The organism is Pseudoalteromonas aurantia 208 (genome assembly GCF_014858725.1).
Taxonomy (GTDB): domain Bacteria; phylum Pseudomonadota; class Gammaproteobacteria; order Enterobacterales; family Alteromonadaceae; genus Pseudoalteromonas; species Pseudoalteromonas aurantia.
This window is the reverse complement of sequence record NZ_AQGV01000012.1, coordinates 1,609,331-1,629,378: the sequence shown is the minus strand read 5'-3', so window position 1 is coordinate 1,629,378 and position 20,048 is coordinate 1,609,331. Positions and strand designations below refer to the sequence as shown.

Sequence of the window (20,048 nt, the reverse complement as noted above, 5' to 3'; positions counted from 1 at the left end):
GGGAAAACAGTGAAAATAATCGTATTGCTGAATGTATTTTGTTTATTATTGGCTAGCTTTTATTCTTTGGGTAAAGTGGAGCTAAACATAGCTCAAAATAAATACATGGACCTTGAATACATTGATGTTGGAACGGGTGAGTTCAATATAGTTATTGAATCAGGTATTGGTATGGGCGTTAGTTACTGGCAGCCTGTGTTGAGTGAGCTGCGCAAACTACCTCACAGGATTATTATTTATTCACGAGCTGGAATTGGCCGGTCTACAGATTCAACGGATGTATCAATAACTCGCTCAAATCAACGTTTACATGAATTACTTACATCATTGAAAATAAAAAATAATATTGTCCTAGTTGGTCATTCTTACGGTGGTTTGCACGTTAGAGAGTACGCGGTGGCTTTCTCTGAACACATCACGGGGATTGTGTTATTAGATCCGAGCCATGAACTTTTCTCTGATCAGCTTAGTAAATTAGATCGTGCTTGGTTTGAGCGTGACGATATTAAATTGAACGCTATGATGACTGGGAGTCGTGAATGGGCTATGTTACAAAACATATATAAGCAGGGCTCACTCTCTGACAAAGGTGCAATAACGACCATACCGACGGCGATTGTAACATCGAGCAAGTTAGGTGAGAGTGATTGGTGGATTGGCCATAGTGCAAAAGGCAAAGAGATATGGAGAAATCTCCATGCCTCGTTAATTAGAAAGAATTCAAATGCGATTCATATTGTATCAGATGCCGTTGGGCATAATATTCCGGTGGAACAGCCGAGCTTAGTGGTTGCAACTATCAGTCAATTGATTATGTTTGTAAAAGACGGTGATTTATTACCGAAATAGAGAGTTTTAAATGGGCAATTGGAATCCATTTGATGTAACTATTTTTCCAAATTTAAGTGATATCAGTAGCCAGTTTTTTTAAATGATTTTGAGCAGCACATATCCATAGTCTAGGTGGGTTTTATATTTTATAGGGTACTTTTGGTATTTTTAACTAAATTGAGACATGAATAATTAAAAGTAAAATGAACTAGGTATTAGGTGCGGTGTTTTATTTTGATAAACAAATGTTACTTCATTGGTTGTGGGTTTTATTAATAATAAAGTGGGGGTTTTGTTATATAAATTAATTTTAATCTTTAATGTTTAATGGTAGTCATCTTTATTGTTTGGTGGTAATTTAATTTGTTTTAAATGGGCGGTTATATTTATATTTCAAGGAGGAAGTTTTGAGTATGGTTATTATGTTGTTTGTTGGTTTTTTTGTTGTTTTATTCGGCAGTGCTTGGTCGGGTAGGATATTAGATTTGTTTGTCGATAGGGAATTTAAAAGCCAAGTTTGTTATTTATATAATAGATTTGGAGGAGCTAAATTTACAGGGGTGGTTGATGATGAATTAAAGGCTGTAAGTAATGAGCTAGTTACAAACCCTAATAAACTATCTGAAAATGAACGATTGAAAATATCTATTGAACGCTTCGAAAATTCTTTAGCTTCTATTGAGTCATTGAAAAATATCCAGATAAAGGACTGCCATCTTTTCGTTGATGATTTTGAAAAGCTTATTGATATGAAAAACTCTGATAAAATAAAGCATTGGTCGGTGTATAGGAGTGCTTGCGGGGTAAAACTAATGTCTATGTTTTTATGGGCGTCGACTGTAATTGGGGCAAGTAATACTAGTAATAAGGTCAATCAGTAAAAAAACGTAGTTTAAGGTACAGTATTTTATGCTACGTAGCAGGGGGGGGGGCTTATGACACACAGAGGAACAGTGATATTTTTCTGCGCTAAAATGGGAGCTGGAAAATCAACTCAATCTAAAACCGTTGCCTCAGCCCACAATGCAGTACTTATTAGTGAAGATGAGTGGTTATCAATACTATATCCGAGCCAAATTAATTCATTTGAAGATTATATTAGCTTCTCGGGGCGATTGAGACCTTTAGTAAAACAACATGTGCAAAATATATTACGCACTGGCATAAATGTGGTCATGGATTTTCCAGGCAATACTAAAAAGCAACGTGCATGGTTTAACTCGCTAACTTCAGAAGTGGGTGCAAAAGCCGAGCTTATATATTTAAAAGTCAGCGATGAAACGTGTTTAAAGCACATAGCACAAAGGCGTATTGAACAACCCGCTCGGGCTGCTTTTGATACTGAAGCCATGTTTCATCACGTTACTCAGTATTTTGAAGAACCAGATATCAACGACCAGCAACATTTTAAGGTGACGATAAAAAGCGGTTAATGGGCATGAGAGCCATCAATTTATCGATGGCGCTTACAGTGATATTTTCGTGTTTGATTGTATTTTCTCAACATGCAGGCCCCTCATGTTGATTTCTTCTTTCTATTTGTGAGTGGAGCTGCACAGCCGAAGTTTCTAGTAAATTCACTCACTTTACCCCTGTAATTGCCTGTAATACTTTTTTCCAACTCTAGCGCTTATGCTTATTTAGAGATTTTAATATGATTTGGAAGCTAAGCAATTTGGCAAGTGCATTGTCGATGTAGGGAAACTAATCCACTATCGAACACATATTGTCGTTCTGATTTACCTAGCTCCGACACCTGCATATGTATTGTGACTTCCTATCTATTTGATCTCAGATAACCACACAAAGGAAAATCAACCGTTGAAACTGATTTTTCGTTACCAGCAAAGTAGCTTTGAAATAGTGTTAATATTCATGGAGAAAGTTAATGGCTAGAAAATTCTTTAAACCGTCACTGGGCCTTATTTACACAAGTTTGTTAGTAGGAAGCGCAGTGAGTCAGGCTGAAACTCAAATTCCCACCGATGCACAAGAAACCTGCACGGTGTCTGAAACAACCTTAAATAAATGGTTCGCACAAGGTGATATTACAAAAGGGGGGATGGTTTGGCCTGCGAATAGTTTAGACCCGGTGTTTGCTGATTTTGATGGTAACTCCCGTTGTGATTTTTACAAATGGGGTGCACAAATGTTTTTGTGGCTGTCATCGCCAGTGGGCAATGCTTATGTATTTGATGGCCCTAGCTTCTATGATGTTATTCACTCAGGTAGTGGCTTTAAAATGCTCAGCAATTCAGTTGATACATTGAATAACAACTTTAATATACGCACCTTAAAAGATGACGATCCGATTGATAGTACGGGGCAAGCGGGTGGCTCAGGGGTTCTTATTTCACAGCAAGATTCACTCACTTATTATGGCATTAACGTCAATGATGTGTTTGCTTATTACCGCACAGGTGAACAAGCCGGCGCATTTAAAGGAACTGACATTGCAACCGAATTCCCCAACACAATTCAGGGGCTGCGCCGAGTTGAAGATTTTGCTGGGCGCTCTTTTAAAGATGGTGAAGCGTTGGTGATGGAGATCAAAACTTCTTGGGTTGATGCTAGCACCGTTGATGCCAGTCAGTATTTAGTCATAGATGCTATGGTGCCTTGGTATAAAAAAGTCAGTGATACCAAATGGGCCTTGCAAGCAGATTCTGCTGTCAGTAAAAAGCTAGCGCTAGTGGGCATGCATGTTGTGGGTACAGTGAATGGCCACCCTGAAATGGTATGGGCCACATTTGAACATTTAGACAATGTACCTGATCAAGACTTCTATTACACCAATAATAAAGGTAAGCGTGTTGAACATGAGTTTGATTCAGAAGGAAAGTGGACCTTTACAAAAAGTAATACTAAGTCGACCACCAAAGTGAATGAGTATCAAGTTGTTGCTGGTAGTAAAACGGACTGTGTAATCGCAAAAACCTGCAATGTTGGTGATATTGTTGCTATTAATGATAGCAAAATCCAAGAAAACAATGTTATTCGTCAAGACCCTTGGGGAAGTGAGCCAAACAATAAAGACAAAGAGATAGTGAGTAACAACACAGATTTGATCTCGCTGAACCACTCTATTTTACCTTGGCTGAAAGGTGTGGGAGACGTGCGTGCCAATTACTTCCAAGTAGGGAGTATCTGGACGGCAAGAGGTGAGATCCCAAAAAATGGTAGCAGCGACGAGTTACGTGGCTCGTTGTCATTAGCCAACACCACAATGGAAACATTCCATCAGGCGTCATCAACATCACCGGTGAGCTTTAAGCCAATTAACTGCTTTGGTTGTCATGGCGTTACCTTACCGTCTACCTCAACACCACCACAAGAAGCATTTGATGTGAGCCATATATTTAGCAGCATCACTCCACTTAATGTTGAAAAGTGATTGCAGTGATACCATAAACCACGGTAGATCAAGCTACCGTGGTTTTTTATCGTCTTAGTCTATTAAGTCTATTAAGTCTATTAAGTCTATTAAGTCATTTAAGTCATTTAAGTCATTTAAGTCATTTAAGTCATTTAAGTCATTTAAGTTATTAAGAGTTTAATCTTCGAAGTAATGTTGCCATGGGCTGCCTGCGAATGTGTTTTTAAGTGTGTGATAGTTTGTTATGCATTCAGATAATGGTCTATTTTCTAGTTTACGTACACCTCCAGAAAGTGTGTAAGGGCTTGCCCCTAAAAACTTTAGGACACGCGCGCATTCATTTTGAAAGTTATGTTGCAGCGACTCGTAAAGCACATCACAAGTATGATGATCCCCAAAGTGTAATTCGGCACGTTGGTGCCACTCATTAACTTCGGTAAAGTCTTGATGCAGTCTATTTTCATCTAATGTTAAAGAAGTGCTTGGTTTCTTATATTGATCAATATGCGCGTTAGGTGGGGCTTCTAGTAAACTGATATGTTGTAATTGCCGTGCGTCCCAATTGTGCCATTGCTGGCTATCTCGGGCCCGAACATGGGATAAATGCCGCCGTAGCAAATTTTCTCGACGTAAATGAATCACCTTCAAATCAGGGATTTCTTTGAGAATAGTCCAAATATCATTCCATCGTGCATTCGCTTTAATACCCGGAAACGCTTTTAAGGAAAAAGGGTGGTAGGCTTGCAATACAAAACCAACATGGCTCGTTTGAGTAGGGATCTTATTATATACCCAATCATCCAATACTTGCTGTGAAGACAGGCTTAACGAGTAGGGCAAGTTAGGGTTATCGGAATTAAACACTTCCGTTTGACAAACGATATGAGGGTGCGACTCTAATGCGGTACGCAGTAAATGTGTCCCAGAGCGAAGATAGGAGATAATAACAAACTTTTGATAACTCATCGGAATAAGGCCCCAATTTCTATTTATGGTGTTTTATAACTGAAACGATCATTATTAGTCTAAATACCTTGCCATAGCGCTATCCCAGCGATTTTGTGCTTTGAGTAATTGCACGAGTATTTCACGGACAGCACCGTGACCGCCGCGGTTTTGGCTGATGATATCTGCGTATTGTTTGGCTTCGTCACTGGCATCGGCCACCGCAACGCCTATACCACATCTTTTTAGCAACGGAATGTCCATGACATCATCGCCTATGTACACACATTGTTCGGCGGTTAAGTTGAGGTCATTCAGGAGGGTATCAAATGCATTCAGCTTTACTTTTTCGCCAAAGTAGCAAGGCGATATACCGAGCTCGTCAGCGTGGTTACGGTTTGCTTGATCATTACGACCGGAAATGATCGCAACGGGCAAACCTTCTCTGATGGTCATTCTGATCATATGATCGTCTTTGGAATCAAAAAACTTGATAGCGTTGTTAGCGCCGTAGCCTACTTGGCCATTTGTCATAACACCGTCAATATCGAGAATGACTATTTTGATTTTTGTGGCTTGTGGGTGCAAGGTAAACTCCTGTTAAGTGACATTATCTGTGAGTTGACGATATAGTTCATCATCTTGGACTTGACGTAATAGTGCTGAAAAGTTGTCGATATTGTGTTTTAGATCCGTTAGGTTTTGTTTCTGGCTGCGCGTTGTTAATGCATGAGGCGCTATTGCTAAAAAATGAAACAGTTTTTCTAGAGTGTCTTGCTGTGTGAGGCTTTCATATTCTAATTTAAGATAAGGCTGTTTTGACTGCGTCAAGCGGTGTGTTATTTCTTGATAAAATGCTCGATTCATCGCGATGTCTTGCTCTAGCTTGGTTAATTCTACGGTTACTCGCGTACTGGTATTTCCAATCGGCAACGTGCGTACTGTTGGGGCGTGCTCTTGCAGACCATAGCTTTCCCATATGCCATTTTTTTCAGCAATCAATTTCGAGACATGGACTTTCACTTGATTGTTACGATGCAAGACGATTTTTTTGATACTTGGGTCATTTATCGCATAATCAAACACCTGCTGATTTTGTTTATGCGTCATCTTAAACCCGACGCAAGGCATACCTTGAGCATGTGCCCAAGTTCGTGCAAGGAAACCGAGAGGATCTTTATCTCGCTGTTGTTGGTTGATGGCTAAGCTGAACTCGGTGTCTCTGAGTGACAATGCGTAATGAATTCCCTCAGGGTTATACAATTCGTGATGGCATAATACTGAGGGATGTGAGTTAAGCATGCTACTTAACATATTACTGCCGCTGCGAGGCGCGGCTAGTATGATAAAGCGGCAATGCGGTGTCTTATAATCACGCAAAGGCGGGTGCCTCCACTTGTTGTGTCATCGAGCGTAACGAATTTAGTACCTTGAGTTTTTGTGGCTCAATGAGATAAATCGCGCCATCATAAGACGATACAGCATAATGCTTGCCATGCTTAATGATAGAACTGATCCCGTTTTGGGCGATTATTTCTCTGATAATAGCGCCATCTTTTAATGAAACGCGCAATAACTCTCCCCAGTAGTTGGTGACAATAACCACTTCTGGAGAAATGAAACACAATGATTTAGGCGAGCGTCGCCCTAAATGTATGGTGTGATATAAAATACCATCGTCGATACCATGTATTTTTAGAGTAAAATCTCGGCCTGTGCTAGCAATAAATTGACCAGAAGGGTCTATGTCAACATCATCAATGATAGCAGTATGACCTTTATATTCTTTTAACAATTTGCCATTAAAGTCCCAGCTCATGAGAGTGCCCTCGGCACAACAGCTAACCCCAATGGCACGAGTTGGATGAAGTGCCAACGCTTTAATTGCATTATCATGTGCGGGGATCTTATTGAGTAACTCCCCATCATGACTTAAATGAGCAAGTGTCCCACTGTAGCAAGCTACAAAAATTTCACCTTGATGAGCGGTTAAGTGTGAAGTTCGAATGCTGTTAACAGGGCCTTCATTGAGCGCAATACATGAGGTTTGCTTGAGGTTTTCTGCGTTTTGCTGAAACAGGTATAAATGTTGATTATGTGCCCCAGTAATGACATTTTGTCTGGTTGGGCAAAAAGCCACGGCATTCATTAAAACTCTACCGAGTTCAGGAGGCTGTTTGGCTTGCCAACTGGCGTTATGTTCATCTAACACGCCAATACGGACCACGCCGTCATCACTGACCATGACAAGCTGCTGGTCATTTTTAGAAGCCAGATCGTTAAAGCAAGGGTTACCTGGTGATTGTGAGTTTTCACCCAACTCATGAATGCACTCTCCTGAGTGCGCATTCCATACTATTACGGTGCCATCAAAAGTACCCGCGACGATATTTTTACCGTCTGTAGACCAGTTAAAAGAGCGCTCCCATAGGGCTGGGTGGCTGGCCAGTTTTTGTTTTTGGTGAAACGTTGTGTGATCCCAAATTAAGATCTGTTGATCGTAGGCGGCGGAAAGAATATCCCCATTTTCGGGTGACACCGCGACTTTTTTAATGGCAGAATGGTGCCCCGGAATTTCTGCAATTAGTTGATTATCATTGATATTAAAAATTCGGATGACACCATCATCACAACCCAATACCACCCGATTATGTAACGCATCAATCGCACAGGTGTCAGTTTCAGTGTCAAAAGGCCCTATTTTTGCCAGCGCCTCACCCGTTTCTACATCCCAAATTCGCAAAGTCATATCATCACCCGACGTGTAGAGTTTGCCGTTTAGGTAACTAATTGACAGTACATCTTTTTCATGGCCGAGAATAATACGTTTAATGGCACCTTGGGTCAGGTCCCAAATAATGATGCGCCAATCTCGTGATACAGAGGCACCGAGCTCATCGCTAATAAAAACAAAGTCTTCTACATCATCGTCATGTCCTTTGAGCACCAAAGCGAGTTCCTGTTTATTAAGGTCCCAAAGGTATAAGTTATAGTCTGATGAGGCAGTGACCGCATAACTGCCGGTTTGATTGACGGTAACTCGATTAACCAAGTGCGCGTGATACCCTAACAAATTCACTTGCGCACTGTTTATATCGAAAATAGCAACAGCACTGTCATACCCTGATGTGATAATTTTGGTGCTATTAGGGACCTGTGCTGCACAGGTAATAGGGCCTCGGTGGCGTACAAATGATGTCGTTTCCATATATAACTCCTTGCTAAAATAGCATCTCAATGTGGTGATGTTTCTGAGGGGTTAATTGATCATATTGTTGCTGATTAAACACTTGAAAATATTGTTGTGCACTTAGGCTATTTACAGCGATATTATTGTGGTCAGCACCATTAATTTGGCAATTAGGTGCGGTGTTTGACAATTCAGTTATCCAGTCCAAATAATGTGCCTTGCGTTCTGCTGCGCTATAGTGCCAATGACTGTAAATGGTAAAAAACGCATTACTCCACCAAATATAACTGGCGTTATACTCACTCAATGCCTTCAGCAAATTTTGTCTATCTTGCAATAAATCACAATGTAAATATTGATGTGGTAACTGGCGACACTGCTGCCAATGCGTCTGGAATGCTTCTGGACCGCCCCATTTCTCTAATTCCTGCTGCCAGAGAGATTCCATATCATGCCAGTCTAGTGTACTGGGCGTTGCGCCGTACCAGAGCTGATAAAATACTTCTGGTTCCGGAAAGTGTTTAAATAACTGACGAACAAAATCAGGAAAGTTGTTTCCATCCCAATGCTCAATAATGTAGCGGCGAATTTCTAGGGCTTTTAAGCTGTAGTCAAATAGCACAACATGTGTGTTTTCATGAAACCCTTGTGTAAACAATATGCGATAAGGTTTAAAGCCAGCAGCGACACTAAATACCGCATCAAGGGGATTATTATTTGTTTGAACAAGATCTTGATAAGATTCAATATTAAATAAGAAAGCGCCTTTTTGGGCATTGTTTAGCTGCTTTTTGATCCGCTGTATAAACTCAGTTTGGGCTCGAGAAAGGCCTTTGGTATCGTCAATTTTATCAACGGGCAGGCCTATTAGTTGGTCAAATTGATTGTTCTGTGATTCTTTGGCTAGGTCAAATCGGCAGTTATTAATTGACTCACCAAATCGGATCAAGGGTAAGTTGTGCTCGAAACTGGCTTGAATAAAGTGCCACCCAGCATGATGGGTGACGCAATGGTTTTTTGTCTTAGTATCGCCAAATTTAGGGTGTGCCAGTTGTCGATAACACGCTAAGTTCACGAGTAGACAATCAGTATTTAGACCACAGGTGTCGTGCTCAGTGACAATGGGCTCTCCGGCGACAAGAAAATCGGGACCGCTGATTATACGTTGTATACCTTGATAGAACCCCTCTTGGCGCCAATGAGATAAATACCATTGCTCATCGATAACATGACCAACATGTTGTATTAAGCAATAGCGTGCAGAAGTGTGAGCGGCTTCTGTGAGGAGCTGATCAATATTGTTGTGTTCTATCACATTGCCATGATAGCCATAGCGTGACCAAGCGAGGGTCAGCGCTCTTAGCTTTTTCTGGTCATATTCAGCTTGCTGTGATTCCTGATTGAGTAGTGCAAAGATTAGCTCATTCATTATATGGCCACCTCATATTCTGTTTGGGTATGGAGTGACTGTGACATAGACGCTGATAATAAGATCCCTTCACCGTACGAGCAGGCTGTTATTTCATCGGCAGCAAGCCCTGGAAGCACTTCGGTGGCAGCTCTAATCGCACTTGTAATACACACTGTGCGTACATAAATGGTGAGCAAATCGACCACACCTTGCTTGATAAAGGAATTAACAAGCTGTAGCCCCCCTTCAACTAGGATTGACTGAATGCCGTGTTCACTAAGTTGTGCCAATGGGTGAGCGAGTTGGTGATCTAACGCCGTGATCAAAGTATGTTCAGTGGTCAGTGTGTTTTTGACATGGCCGATAATATACGTTTTTCTCTCGTTTTGTTCGTTGTTTAAGGAGCAGTAATGTTGACCGGAAAAAATGACCCTAGCGGGTTGTTTTATTGGCTCTCTGCCTAAAATATTGTGTCGAGCTGTTAGTTTTGGCGTATCGTTTAGCCAAGTTTTTGCGCCAACAGCGACAGCACAATACTTTTCTCTTAACTCATGAACCCGTTGCCAGTCTTTCGGGCATGAAATGGAAATAGACTCACCATTGTTACCCGCGGTGCAAGCTTGGCTATCAATAGCAAAATTCACGTGAATAAAAGGGCGGTCAGTGGCGGACTTATTATGTGATACTGAGCTTGCGCTGTGTTGCTCTGTTTTTATGAGGTGGCCCATGTGTTGTTGTTTGGTTTCTAGATATGCCGCTGAGTGAAAATTGGCTTCACAGGCGATGGGAATTCGACCTGATACAGTGATGCCAAGTTCACTGAGGTTTTTCAACTTCAATGGGTTGTTGGTCAGTAGCCGAATCGAAATGACATTGAGGTGATGGAGGATGTCTCGGGCATCTTCATAGGTTCGACTGTCTATCGGTAAGCCAAGTATGCGGTTTGCTTCTATGGTATTGTGACCTTTTTCTTGTAGTGCGTACGCACGGATCTTATTACTCAGACCAATACCACGGCCTTCTTGCGGTAAGTACAATACAACGCCCCCGTTTTTGGCAATATAGTCCAGTGCAAAATCAAGTTGTTGTTTACAATCACACTTCAGCGAACCGAGGGCTTCAGCTGTAAAGCAGGCCGAATGAACACGAACTGGCAAATCTTTTTGGCCGTTGATATCGCCGGCACAAATAGCTGTGACTTCCTGATTTTGCTTGTTCCGATAGATTCTGACACTAAAAGTGCCTAGCTCCGTTGGTAATAGGGTTGTTGCTTCATGGCGCATTTATTCACCTCATTTAACTTACTTAAATTCCTTTGGTCGACGGTCAGGAATTTTCTCAGTGGCTATTGGGCTGTTGTTGGGGGTGTTTACCCAAGTTCATATTGCTCAAGTGAATGTAGATGCTTAAAGTGATTATTTGTATTACAGGCCATTACAAAAAACGAGTACCAGTGAGACTGTTGATTTTAGTAGTTGATTCATTTGATTTTTTAGGCGTTCAAATCGTGTTACTCCGTCATTCTCGGTAGCTGAAATTTTGGGTTTTATTCTTTTTGTTCAAAAAGGCGAACATCAATGGGTAAAAAAACAAAAGCGGAGGAGGGGTTTTATTTTATGTAAATAATAGGTTGAATATGTTTGGCAGTTGCACTGTATATACATACTTAATCAAATGAGTTATAAAATTATCATTAAACACTTTCTTGTAATCAATGTGTTAGGTAAAGAGCAGAAAAAGCCTATTTAACCTCAGGTTTGGATAAGGGTTTTGGAATAGAAAATGTTTTGAAAACAAACTTACGTCCAATCCAATGATGATATTTTGTTCAATATCAAGGCGCTTTTATGCAGTAATAGCGGGCTATTACAAATGAAAGCAACGCCGAGAATGAGAAAAATAGCTTTATTGGGCAAATTCGCTTATCCAGGACTGAGGTTATTTAGTATCACGGTGGCGCTTACCGCAAATTATATGGCCGGCTTATGGGGTCAGCTCAGATGTTGGTACGTGCATGAATTAAATTAACGGAGTGAAAGGGTAAGGTGATGGTCATTAAGTTCAATGTATTTGGCAAGCATATGTCAGTGCTTAGGTGTGGGCAAGAATGGCAGTTGTATCATGAATCCGATACAAGTCTAAGGGTACGTGTTTATGATGTTGTTCTTCCTCCTGAGCTTCAACAGACAGAATTAAGTAATTACCTTGATGACATTTATCACGAATATGCATCAGAGACACACCCAGCAGTGATAAAGATGAATTAATGTAAAATGAGATTATCGGCACATGTGTCAGCATCTAGAACATACTTTAAAGTGGCCTCTTAGGCCGATATCGCTTTTTACCAGCAATGTTGAGTAGCCGAAGAAATTTTGGACACTCAGCATGACTTGGTGCTTGGCAAGCGGCGGCATGTCGAAGGCCGTCTCTCATTGCTGTCATTTCTGTAATTTTTTTATCTAATTCATCCGCTTTTGATAACAGTAGAGGCCTGTCAATGTGCACGCCTTTTGGGTGTAACATTGCACCTATTTCATCAAGTGATAAGCCAACATTACGGCCCAATGAAATGAGTGCGAGTGTATTAATTACCTGTGGCGAAAACACCCTCCTTAAGCCATTTCTACCAATTGACTCTATTAGGCCTTTCTCTTCATAAAAGCGCAATGTTGACGTGGGCAGTCCAGACGCTTTTGCAACTTTACCTATATCCATAACTTTTCCTCTTGACTTCAAGTCGACTTGAAGTATTAGCATTCACTATATCATTAAATGTGAACACCGAAGAGGAAAAATACGATGTGGGATGAACGTTATAATTCACAAGAATACGTCTATGGAACAAAGCCGAACGATTTTTTAAAAAAACATGTTAGCGCATTGCCAAAAGGAAGAATTTTAAGTTTAGGTGAAGGAGAAGGTCGAAATGCCGTTTTCTTAGCTAAGCAGGGTTATTCAGTCACGGCGGTAGATTCTTCATTAGTGGGTCTAAATAAAGGTAAGAAGTTGGCAAAAGAGCAAGGGGCAGAGGTGGAGTTTATTCATGCTGACTTGAACGAGTATGACTTAGGGCAAGCACATTGGGATGGCATTATTTCGATATTTTTCCCCTTGCCATCATTACTGCGAAAAACACTGTACAAACAAGTTCAGCATGGACTTAAAAACCAAGGGGTATTCTTGATTGAGGCTTACAGGCCAGAACAAGTGAGGTTTGGTACTGGTGGTGGAACTGCAGTGGATACAATGCAATCGGCGCAATCACTGAGCGCTGAATTGCCATCATTAAACTTTAATTTACTAGTAGAGTTGGAACGCAATGTAGTCGAAGGGGTATTTCATACTGGGCTAGGCGCCGTGGTGCAAGGTATTGCAACAAAAATGTAAACAAAATAATAGGATGATATATTGATTGTACGGGGGGTTTTATTATAAAGCGGGTTTAATAAAGTACTGTTATATGGCTCAACCAAGTAGCGGTTATGGCTTGATTATATGACGCGCTATGTGATGTTTATGCATGTCGATACATTTTATAAGTAATGGCCTATTGTTTTGAGAGGCAACACCACAGTTGTGAGCTTGACCGCAGTGGTTAACAGCATTTATGGAGATAATAATGAAAAAACTAATTGGACTAGTGACGCTATTGGGTTTTGTGTCTATTGCACATGCCAGTGAGCGCTTTGTCGTAAATACAAAAATCTATAACGATAAGCACTTAATTGGTGCACCGACGTTAATTGTGAATTCAAATGAAACAGGGTCAATTTCAGTCAGTGAATTGTATCGTTTTTCACTAACGGTAGCACCGATCGATGGCTCCACGGTTAGTATAGTCAGCGAATTAGAGCTAGGAGGAAAACAGATGTCACCGTCTTTAGTGGTTGAGCTTGGCAAAGAAGCAAGTATAAATATGGATGGCAAAGCGTTTTCCGTAATTGTGAGTAAAGCTGAAGGTTAACCTGTATTTGGGCTTGTAGCGCGTAAATCAAATAGGGGCTATGAGGTCTTATGTGAGTAAGCATGAGTAAGCGTGATTGTGGTTAAAGTACGTATATTACCCAATGTACAGTGACTTTAGCCCCAAGTGTGTGCTGTGTTTAGTTTGTATTCTTACTATACATAACGTCGTTTATTACAGCTGTTCTGCTGTCAGTTATTTGAAAGTGATGTTTATAGCATCATATCGATTGTTTCTTTCTTATGGTTATTTTTACCGGCTAGTTTCCCTTTGTTGTATATCGTATTCATAACTAAACGGCACTAATAGTGCTTGTTTTTTTCCCTGAACACTTAGAATAATCGGGTCAAATCGTATGCTTTTTACTGCGAGGGAATAGTCTAAGTTGAGCAATATTGAATGTAAGTCTTTGTAAAGTTTGTTGAGACTTGACGATTAAGCAAATTACACTAGAAATAACTAATTAGCGTCTTATAAACTAACAGGAAAGAATTATAATGCTAAAAATAACCGCAGTCAGTGTCGCGGTAGCAATAGTGTTAACTGGGTGTACGAGTACGTTTGATATTTCTCCCGATTATCAGCAAAATTTGGTAATTCCGAGTGCATGGCAGTACCCACAAACTTTACAACCAGTTGATTTAAACTGGCTGGAACAGTTCTCAACATCACATTTGCATCAGTTAGTTGACATCGCCATAGAAAATAATCGCGTACTCAAGCAGCAGCAACTGGCGGTCGAATCAGCAAAGCAGCAGCTTATTGTCTCAGGTAGTGCTTTATGGCCCTCTCTTGATATGTCTTTGGATAGTAGCCGCCGGAAAAATGCCTCGTCAGGTACCACTGGAAATAGTCACGCATTAGACTTAACACTGCGTTATGAATTAGATGTATGGGGTAAACTCTCTGCTGGCGAACGCAGAGATAATTTGTCGTTGTTAGCACAGCAAGAAACTTTATCTCAGCATACCTATGACTTAGTCGCCAAAGTTGTCATAGCATGGTTTTCGGTTATCGAAGCGCAAGGTCAGCTCACATTGCTACAAGAGAGAGTCGAGCTGGCTAAACAAAACTTAGATATTATTGAAAATGGGTATAAACAAGGCCTAAACAGCGCTTTAGATGTGTATTTAACACGTAATGAGCGGAGTAATGAAAAAGCCAAGTTGGCCAGCCAAAAAGCGCTAAGTGTGCAAAAGAAACGCGAGCTAGAACGTTTGTTGGGGCATTATCCCACAGGCCTTATTGAAGTAGCAGCAACGTTGCCGGTAATAGAGTCAGCATTACTATTGGGTTTACCCTCTGATCTTATTAGGCGTAAACCGGCGCTTCGTGCGAGTTGGTATCAATTGTTAGCACAAGATGCTGGACTTGCGTATGCTCATAAACAGCGCTTTCCAAGTCTTAATTTAACCGCGAAATACGGTACCAGTAGTGATGACTTGGCTGATTTACTGTCATCTTCTAGTGTAGGTTGGTCGTTATTATCTGGCATTACAGCGCCGTTGTTTAATGCGGGAAAATTGGCCGCCAATGAAGAAAAGGCGCGAATTGAGTTACAGGTAACAGAATTATCTTATCTAGAAGCACTACATAACGCGTTTGAACAGGTAGAAAATGGCATCACCAGTGAGCAATCGTTGCAACGGCAATACGAAAATACCTCTGCTGCTGCGACAAATGCCAAGTTAGCGGAACAATTATCTTTTGCGCAATATCAAAAAGGCTTGGTGTCGTACACTACGGTATTAGATGCTCAAAAACGCTCGTTTGAAGCGCAAAGTGGGCTTATCTCAATTAAAAATCAAATCATTAGAAATCGCGTAGAGCTATATTTGGCACTTGGCGGCGATTTTCAATCAGGACAGGTAAAAGGCAAAGTCAATGAGTAAGAGAAAACGCATTTTGTTGCCAGTCGCAGTATTGGTTATATCGGTTGCCGCAATTATGTTGATTGTTAATAACCCACCTAAGAATAGCCGGTCAAAAAGCAAGCCTCAAGCGCAGATGTTGGTTGAAGTTGAACGACTTCAATCTAGTGAGTTTACCTTCAACATTGCCAGTTATGGCGTTGTAAAACCGAGAACACAAAGTCTGTTAGTTGCGCAAGTCTCAGGGGAAGTGAGTTACATTAATGATCGCTTTAGAGACGGTGGCTTCTTTGAAAAAGGAGATGTGTTGTTGCGTATTGATGACAGAGATTATCAAGCAGAAGTGAAAATATCACAGGCAACTTTATTAAGTGCAGAGCAGGCTTTATTAGAAGAACAGGCACGCAGTGAGCAAGCGAAGGAAGATTGGCTACGTTTAGGCAATGGTAGTCAAGCCAGTGAATTGGTTTTACGTAAGCCACAATTGGCAGCACAACAAGCTAATGTGCTGTCGGCACAGGCCAAATTAGAAAAAGCGCAGTTGGCTTTGGAGCGTACATCTGTTGTAGCGCCATTTTCAGGGAGAGTATTATCGAAAAAAGTCGACTTAGGTCAGGTTGTGTCTAGCAATGGCCAAATAGCTGAAATTTATGCCATAGACTATGTTGAAATAAGGTTACCGATTAATAACCGTGATTTGGCGTTTATTAATTTACCAGAACGCTCTCGAGAGGGGACTCATAATGGGCTTCAAACCCAAGTGACCTTAACCTCTGATTTAGTGGGTACTCAGCAATGGCATGGGCAGATAATCAGAACGGAAGGCGCTATCAGTGAGCAATCTCAACAGCTCTATGTAGTTGCGCAAATTGAAGACCCCTATTCAGTGGATAAAATGGCGGGCTTTGCGATTAAAATCGGTCAGTACGTTAACGCTGAAATCACCGGGAAAACGCTTAATAATGCGATTACAATCCCCAATAATGCCATTTATCAGGGCAGTTATGTGTATGTGTTAAATGACGATAATTTATTAATGAGAAAGGACGTTCAGCTAGCTTGGCAAAATAAAGAAATTGCCATTGTAAAATCGGGTATAGACGCAGGCATGCGTTTGGTAACAACCCCGCTTGGCCAAGTGAGCTCAGGAACCAAAGTGGTTGTTATTAGTGATAACAGTGAACCTCAAATTGCTGATAAGCGCAAAACAAAGGGTGGTAGACAAGAGCGACGGGAAAAAGTAAAAGGAGCTGACTTATGATTGCTTGGTTTACGCGAAATCATGTGGCAGCCAATTTGCTGATGATTTCTATCTTACTTGGTGGGCTGTTCTCAGTCTCAACACAAATACCGTTAGAAGTATTTCCCTCATTTGAAACCGATAGAATTAGCATCAATATGTCGTTGCGCGGAGCGACCCCTGAAGATGTTGAACAGGGTGTCGCCATTCGGATTGAAGAAGCGGTACAAGATTTAGAAGGCATTAAGAAAATATCGAGTCGCTCAGCAGAAGGCTCTGCGTCCGTTACAATAGAAGTGGATACCGGCTACGATGCCAGAGACATGTTGGCTGATATAAAAAGTCGAGTAGATGCGATAAATACCTTTCCCGCAGATGCAGAAAAGCCGGTGATCTCGTTGGCACAACGCAAGCGAGACGTGATTACGGTGACGGTTTCAGGAGACTATAGTGAGAAAGAAACAAGAGAGTTCGCTGAACAGGTAAGAGATGATCTGTTGCGGCTAGATGGCGTGACACAAATAGAACTGGATGGTGTGAGAGACTATGAAATTGCCATTGAAGTCAGCCAAGACAAACTCCGCCAATACAATTTAACCATAGATCAGGTTTCTAACCTGATCGCGAGTTCTAGTGCAGATGTATCAGCAGGTAATTTGAAGTCATCGGGGGGAGATATTCTGTTGCGCTCGAAAGGACAAGCGTATCGTAAAGACGAATTTGCCCAAATAGCCATTAAAACCAATGCAGATGGCTCAGTGATACGGTTAGATGATATTGCAATAATTCTAGATGGTTTCGAAGAAACGCCAGTCAGAACGCGCTTTAATGGTAAACAAGCTGCATTTATTGAGGTATATAGAATTGGCCAGCAAAGTGCCATTGAAGTCGCGGACAAAGTAAAAGCTTATATTGAAAGCCGTCAAGATACTTTGCCTTATGGCTATGAATTGAGCTATTGGGATGATGATTCAACCATTGTGAAAAATCGTATATCCACTTTGACCTCCAATGCAATGCAAGGCGGGATTTTGGTACTGGCCTTGTTAACCTTGTTCTTGAGACCTGCGATTGCATTTTGGGTGTTTATTGGCATTCCAGTGTCTTTTATGGGGGCTTTTCTAGCGATGCCATTCTTTGGTATCACACTGAACATAATGAGCTTATTCGGGTTTATTTTGGTGTTAGGTATCGTCGTAGACGATGCTATTGTCACCGGAGAAAATATTTATACCCATCTTAATAGTGCGGAGTCAGGTGAGGAGGCTGCAATCCGTGGTACAACTGAAGTGGCCACCCCTGTGACTTTTGGAATTTTAACTACGGTTGCGGCATTTTTGCCATTGGCATTTATTGATGGCGCGCGGGGGGCGTTGTTTGCGCAAATTCCTGTTGTGGTTATTCCCGTCTTGTTGATGTCTTTGGTTGAGTCTAAGTTTGTTTTACCTGCTCATCTTAAATATCTTAAGTTAAGAAAAGAAAAGGGAAAAGTCAGTCGCTTTAGTCAATTCCAGCAAAACTTTGCAGATGGATTTGAACGAGCAATTTTAAAATACTACCATCCACTTTTAAAGCGGGCAGTCTCCAATAAGGGCGTGACATTAAGCGCCTTTATTGGGGTCTTTTTCATTATTATTGCGCTGATCAGTAGCGGCTGGACAAAGTTTATTTTCTTCCCGCGGATCCCAAGTGAAACGGTTAGGGCAAATTTGACCTTGCCAACGGGAACGCCCTTTGAAGTAACGGCAAAATACATTGATTTAATGTCTGATAAAGCACAGATATTAAAAGATAAATATAGAGACCCTGATACAGGGGAGAGTGTAATAACGCATATATTGGCAACCACAGGCGGGCGTGGTGGTGCCAGCAATGTGGGTCGTGTGCGTTTTGAGATCACACCACCAGAAACTCGTTCGCTAAACATAGGTTCACGCGCACTCGTCAGCGAATGGCGGCAGCTCATCGGTCAAATCCCAGGCGCTGAAAGCTTGACGTTTAGAGCTGAGATTGGCCGTTCAAGTGATCCAATTGACGTTCAGTTAACGGGGACTTCTTTAGCTGTGTTAAAAGAAGCGGCGAATAAAGTGAAAGAAAACCTTAATACTTACCCTACTGTGTTCGATATTGTCGACAGCTTGAGCGATGGGAAAGAAGAGTTACAAATTGATTTAACTGAACAGGGAAAAGCACTTGGCTTAACTCGCACAGATGTGTCACGTCAGATCCGCCGCGCATTTTTTGGTGCACAAGTACAGCGAATTCAACGTGGTAGAGATGATGTGCGCGTGATGGTGAGGCTACCCTTAACTGAGCGCAGTAACTTAACCACACTCAATGATATTCTCATTAATACACCCAATGGACACACCGTGCCGCTAAGCCATATCGCCAAGTTAACGCCGGGGCAAAGCCCATCGAGTATTTATAGAATCGACAGATATAGAACCGTGAACGTGACGGCAGACATTGAAAAAGAAAATACCAATATGACCGTGCTGCAAGAAGAGCTGAAAGTGTATTTAGATCAATTGGTGCTGCAGTACCCTGGTGTCAGTCATTCATTAGAAGGTGAAGCGAAAGAGCAGCGAGAGTCATTTAGCTCGTTAGGCTGGGCGTTACTGTTTGTATTTTTTGTTATTTATACCTTGTTAGCCATTCCGTTTAAATCGTATTTGCAGCCTCTTATTGTGATGAGTGTCATTCCCTTTGGTATGATAGGAGCGGTGGTGGGCCATTGGATCATGGGAATGGAGCTGACGATCATGAGTTTATTGGGTATGTTGGCACTGATAGGCGTCGTCGTGAATGATTCATTGGTACTGGTTGATTACATCAATAAGCAACGTCAGCGAGGGCTTGATACAATGACTGCGGTACTGAATGCCGGCGCTGCTCGGTTTAGACCTGTTATGTTGACCAGTATCACCACTTTTTGTGGTTTGATGCCACTATTATTCGAGCAGCAAACACAAGCTCAGTTTTTAATACCCATGGCCGTATCTCTTGGGTTCGGTATTATTTTCGCTACACTCATTACCTTAATTTTGGTGCCGGTAAATTACCTATTGACGGAAAAAATGGTTAGCTTCTCGGCCCGTTTAAGGGCGCACCCAGTATAGAGTGGTGCTGTGTCACAAGATAAGTAAATAAGGGCACATAAATGTGCTTTTATTTTTTTTGATCACTGATTTTTAATCTAACTCTTTGATTATAA

Annotated in this window: 17 protein-coding genes; 10 read left to right on the top strand and 7 right to left on the bottom strand. The window is 41.4% G+C overall.

Translation table 11 applies throughout. The features are described from left to right. Window positions 1–9: 9 nt before the first annotated feature. The 4 genes from PAUR_RS10840 to PAUR_RS10825 all read left to right on the top strand — a co-directional run bounded on the left by PAUR_RS10840 (window position 10) and on the right by PAUR_RS10825 (window position 4,225). A complete protein-coding gene (locus PAUR_RS10840; RefSeq protein ID WP_192507773.1) occupies window positions 10–849 on the top strand; it encodes an alpha/beta fold hydrolase in 840 nt (279 codons plus the stop codon). 389 nt (window positions 850–1,238) lie between these two features. Then, window positions 1,239–1,712 (top strand): hypothetical protein, encoded by a 474-nt coding sequence (locus PAUR_RS10835; RefSeq protein ID WP_192507772.1) that lies wholly within the window; start codon window positions 1,239–1,241, stop codon window positions 1,710–1,712. A gap of 54 nt (window positions 1,713–1,766) precedes the next feature. Next, complete coding sequence (locus PAUR_RS10830) at window positions 1,767–2,264, top strand: AAA family ATPase (protein WP_192507771.1); 498 nt, start codon at window positions 1,767–1,769, stop codon at window positions 2,262–2,264. A gap of 455 nt (window positions 2,265–2,719) precedes the next feature. Further along, window positions 2,720–4,225: a hypothetical protein gene (locus PAUR_RS10825; RefSeq protein ID WP_192507770.1), complete on the top strand. Its 1,506-nt coding sequence runs from the start codon at window positions 2,720–2,722 to the stop codon at window positions 4,223–4,225. A 159-nt stretch (window positions 4,226–4,384) separates the two neighbouring features. Here PAUR_RS10825 and PAUR_RS10820 read toward each other — a convergent pair whose 3' ends face one another. Genes PAUR_RS10820 through ribA form a run of 6 tightly spaced genes read right to left on the bottom strand, consistent with a single transcriptional unit; the run spans window position 4,385 to window position 11,036 of the window. Continuing rightward, window positions 4,385–5,173, bottom strand: coding sequence for a sulfotransferase (locus PAUR_RS10820; RefSeq protein ID WP_192507769.1), 789 nt, complete (start codon window positions 5,171–5,173; stop codon window positions 4,385–4,387). A 54-nt stretch (window positions 5,174–5,227) separates the two neighbouring features. Then, complete coding sequence (locus PAUR_RS10815) at window positions 5,228–5,740, bottom strand: KdsC family phosphatase (protein ID WP_192507768.1); 513 nt, start codon at window positions 5,738–5,740, stop codon at window positions 5,228–5,230. A 12-nt stretch (window positions 5,741–5,752) separates the two neighbouring features. After that, the gene (locus tag PAUR_RS10810) at window positions 5,753–6,532 is read right to left on the bottom strand and encodes a hypothetical protein (protein WP_192507767.1); all 780 of its coding nucleotides are present in this window, start codon (window positions 6,530–6,532) and stop codon (window positions 5,753–5,755) included. After that, window positions 6,525–8,360 (bottom strand): WD40 repeat domain-containing protein, encoded by a 1,836-nt coding sequence (locus PAUR_RS10805; RefSeq protein ID WP_192507766.1) that lies wholly within the window; start codon window positions 8,358–8,360, stop codon window positions 6,525–6,527. The genes PAUR_RS10810 and PAUR_RS10805 overlap by 8 nt, the downstream gene beginning before the upstream one ends. Window positions 8,361–8,373: 13 nt before the next feature. After that, the gene (locus tag PAUR_RS10800; RefSeq protein ID WP_192507765.1) at window positions 8,374–9,771 is read right to left on the bottom strand and encodes a hypothetical protein; all 1,398 of its coding nucleotides are present in this window, start codon (window positions 9,769–9,771) and stop codon (window positions 8,374–8,376) included. Then, complete coding sequence (gene ribA / locus PAUR_RS10795; RefSeq protein WP_192507764.1) at window positions 9,771–11,036, bottom strand: GTP cyclohydrolase II RibA; 1,266 nt, start codon at window positions 11,034–11,036, stop codon at window positions 9,771–9,773. The genes PAUR_RS10800 and ribA overlap by 1 nt, the downstream gene beginning before the upstream one ends. Before the next feature lie 765 nt (window positions 11,037–11,801). Between ribA and PAUR_RS10790 the strand changes: the two genes are divergently transcribed. After that, window positions 11,802–12,020: a DUF7661 family protein gene (locus PAUR_RS10790; RefSeq protein ID WP_192507763.1), complete on the top strand. Its 219-nt coding sequence runs from the start codon at window positions 11,802–11,804 to the stop codon at window positions 12,018–12,020. Window positions 12,021–12,066: 46 nt separating this feature from the next. Here the strand turns inward: PAUR_RS10790 and PAUR_RS10785 are convergent, their stop codons facing one another. Continuing rightward, the gene (locus tag PAUR_RS10785; protein WP_192507762.1) at window positions 12,067–12,471 is read right to left on the bottom strand and encodes a helix-turn-helix domain-containing protein; all 405 of its coding nucleotides are present in this window, start codon (window positions 12,469–12,471) and stop codon (window positions 12,067–12,069) included. A gap of 84 nt (window positions 12,472–12,555) precedes the next feature. Between PAUR_RS10785 and PAUR_RS10780 the strand changes: the two genes are divergently transcribed. From PAUR_RS10780 to PAUR_RS10760, 5 genes are all read left to right on the top strand, one after another. Beyond that, window positions 12,556–13,143, top strand: a complete 588-nt coding sequence (locus PAUR_RS10780) for a class I SAM-dependent methyltransferase (RefSeq protein WP_192507761.1) — start codon at window positions 12,556–12,558, stop codon at window positions 13,141–13,143. A 232-nt stretch (window positions 13,144–13,375) separates the two neighbouring features. Next, window positions 13,376–13,720, top strand: coding sequence for a hypothetical protein (locus PAUR_RS10775; RefSeq protein ID WP_192507760.1), 345 nt, complete (start codon window positions 13,376–13,378; stop codon window positions 13,718–13,720). A 497-nt stretch (window positions 13,721–14,217) separates the two neighbouring features. Beyond that, window positions 14,218–15,612, top strand: a complete 1,395-nt coding sequence (locus PAUR_RS10770) for an efflux transporter outer membrane subunit (RefSeq protein WP_192507759.1) — start codon at window positions 14,218–14,220, stop codon at window positions 15,610–15,612. Further along, a complete protein-coding gene (locus PAUR_RS10765; protein WP_192507758.1) occupies window positions 15,605–16,852 on the top strand; it encodes an efflux RND transporter periplasmic adaptor subunit in 1,248 nt (415 codons plus the stop codon). The genes PAUR_RS10770 and PAUR_RS10765 overlap by 8 nt, the downstream gene beginning before the upstream one ends. Further along, complete coding sequence (locus PAUR_RS10760) at window positions 16,849–19,953, top strand: efflux RND transporter permease subunit (protein ID WP_192507757.1); 3,105 nt, start codon at window positions 16,849–16,851, stop codon at window positions 19,951–19,953. Before PAUR_RS10765 ends, PAUR_RS10760 begins: the two co-directional genes overlap by 4 nt. Window positions 19,954–20,048: the final 95 nt, after the last annotated feature.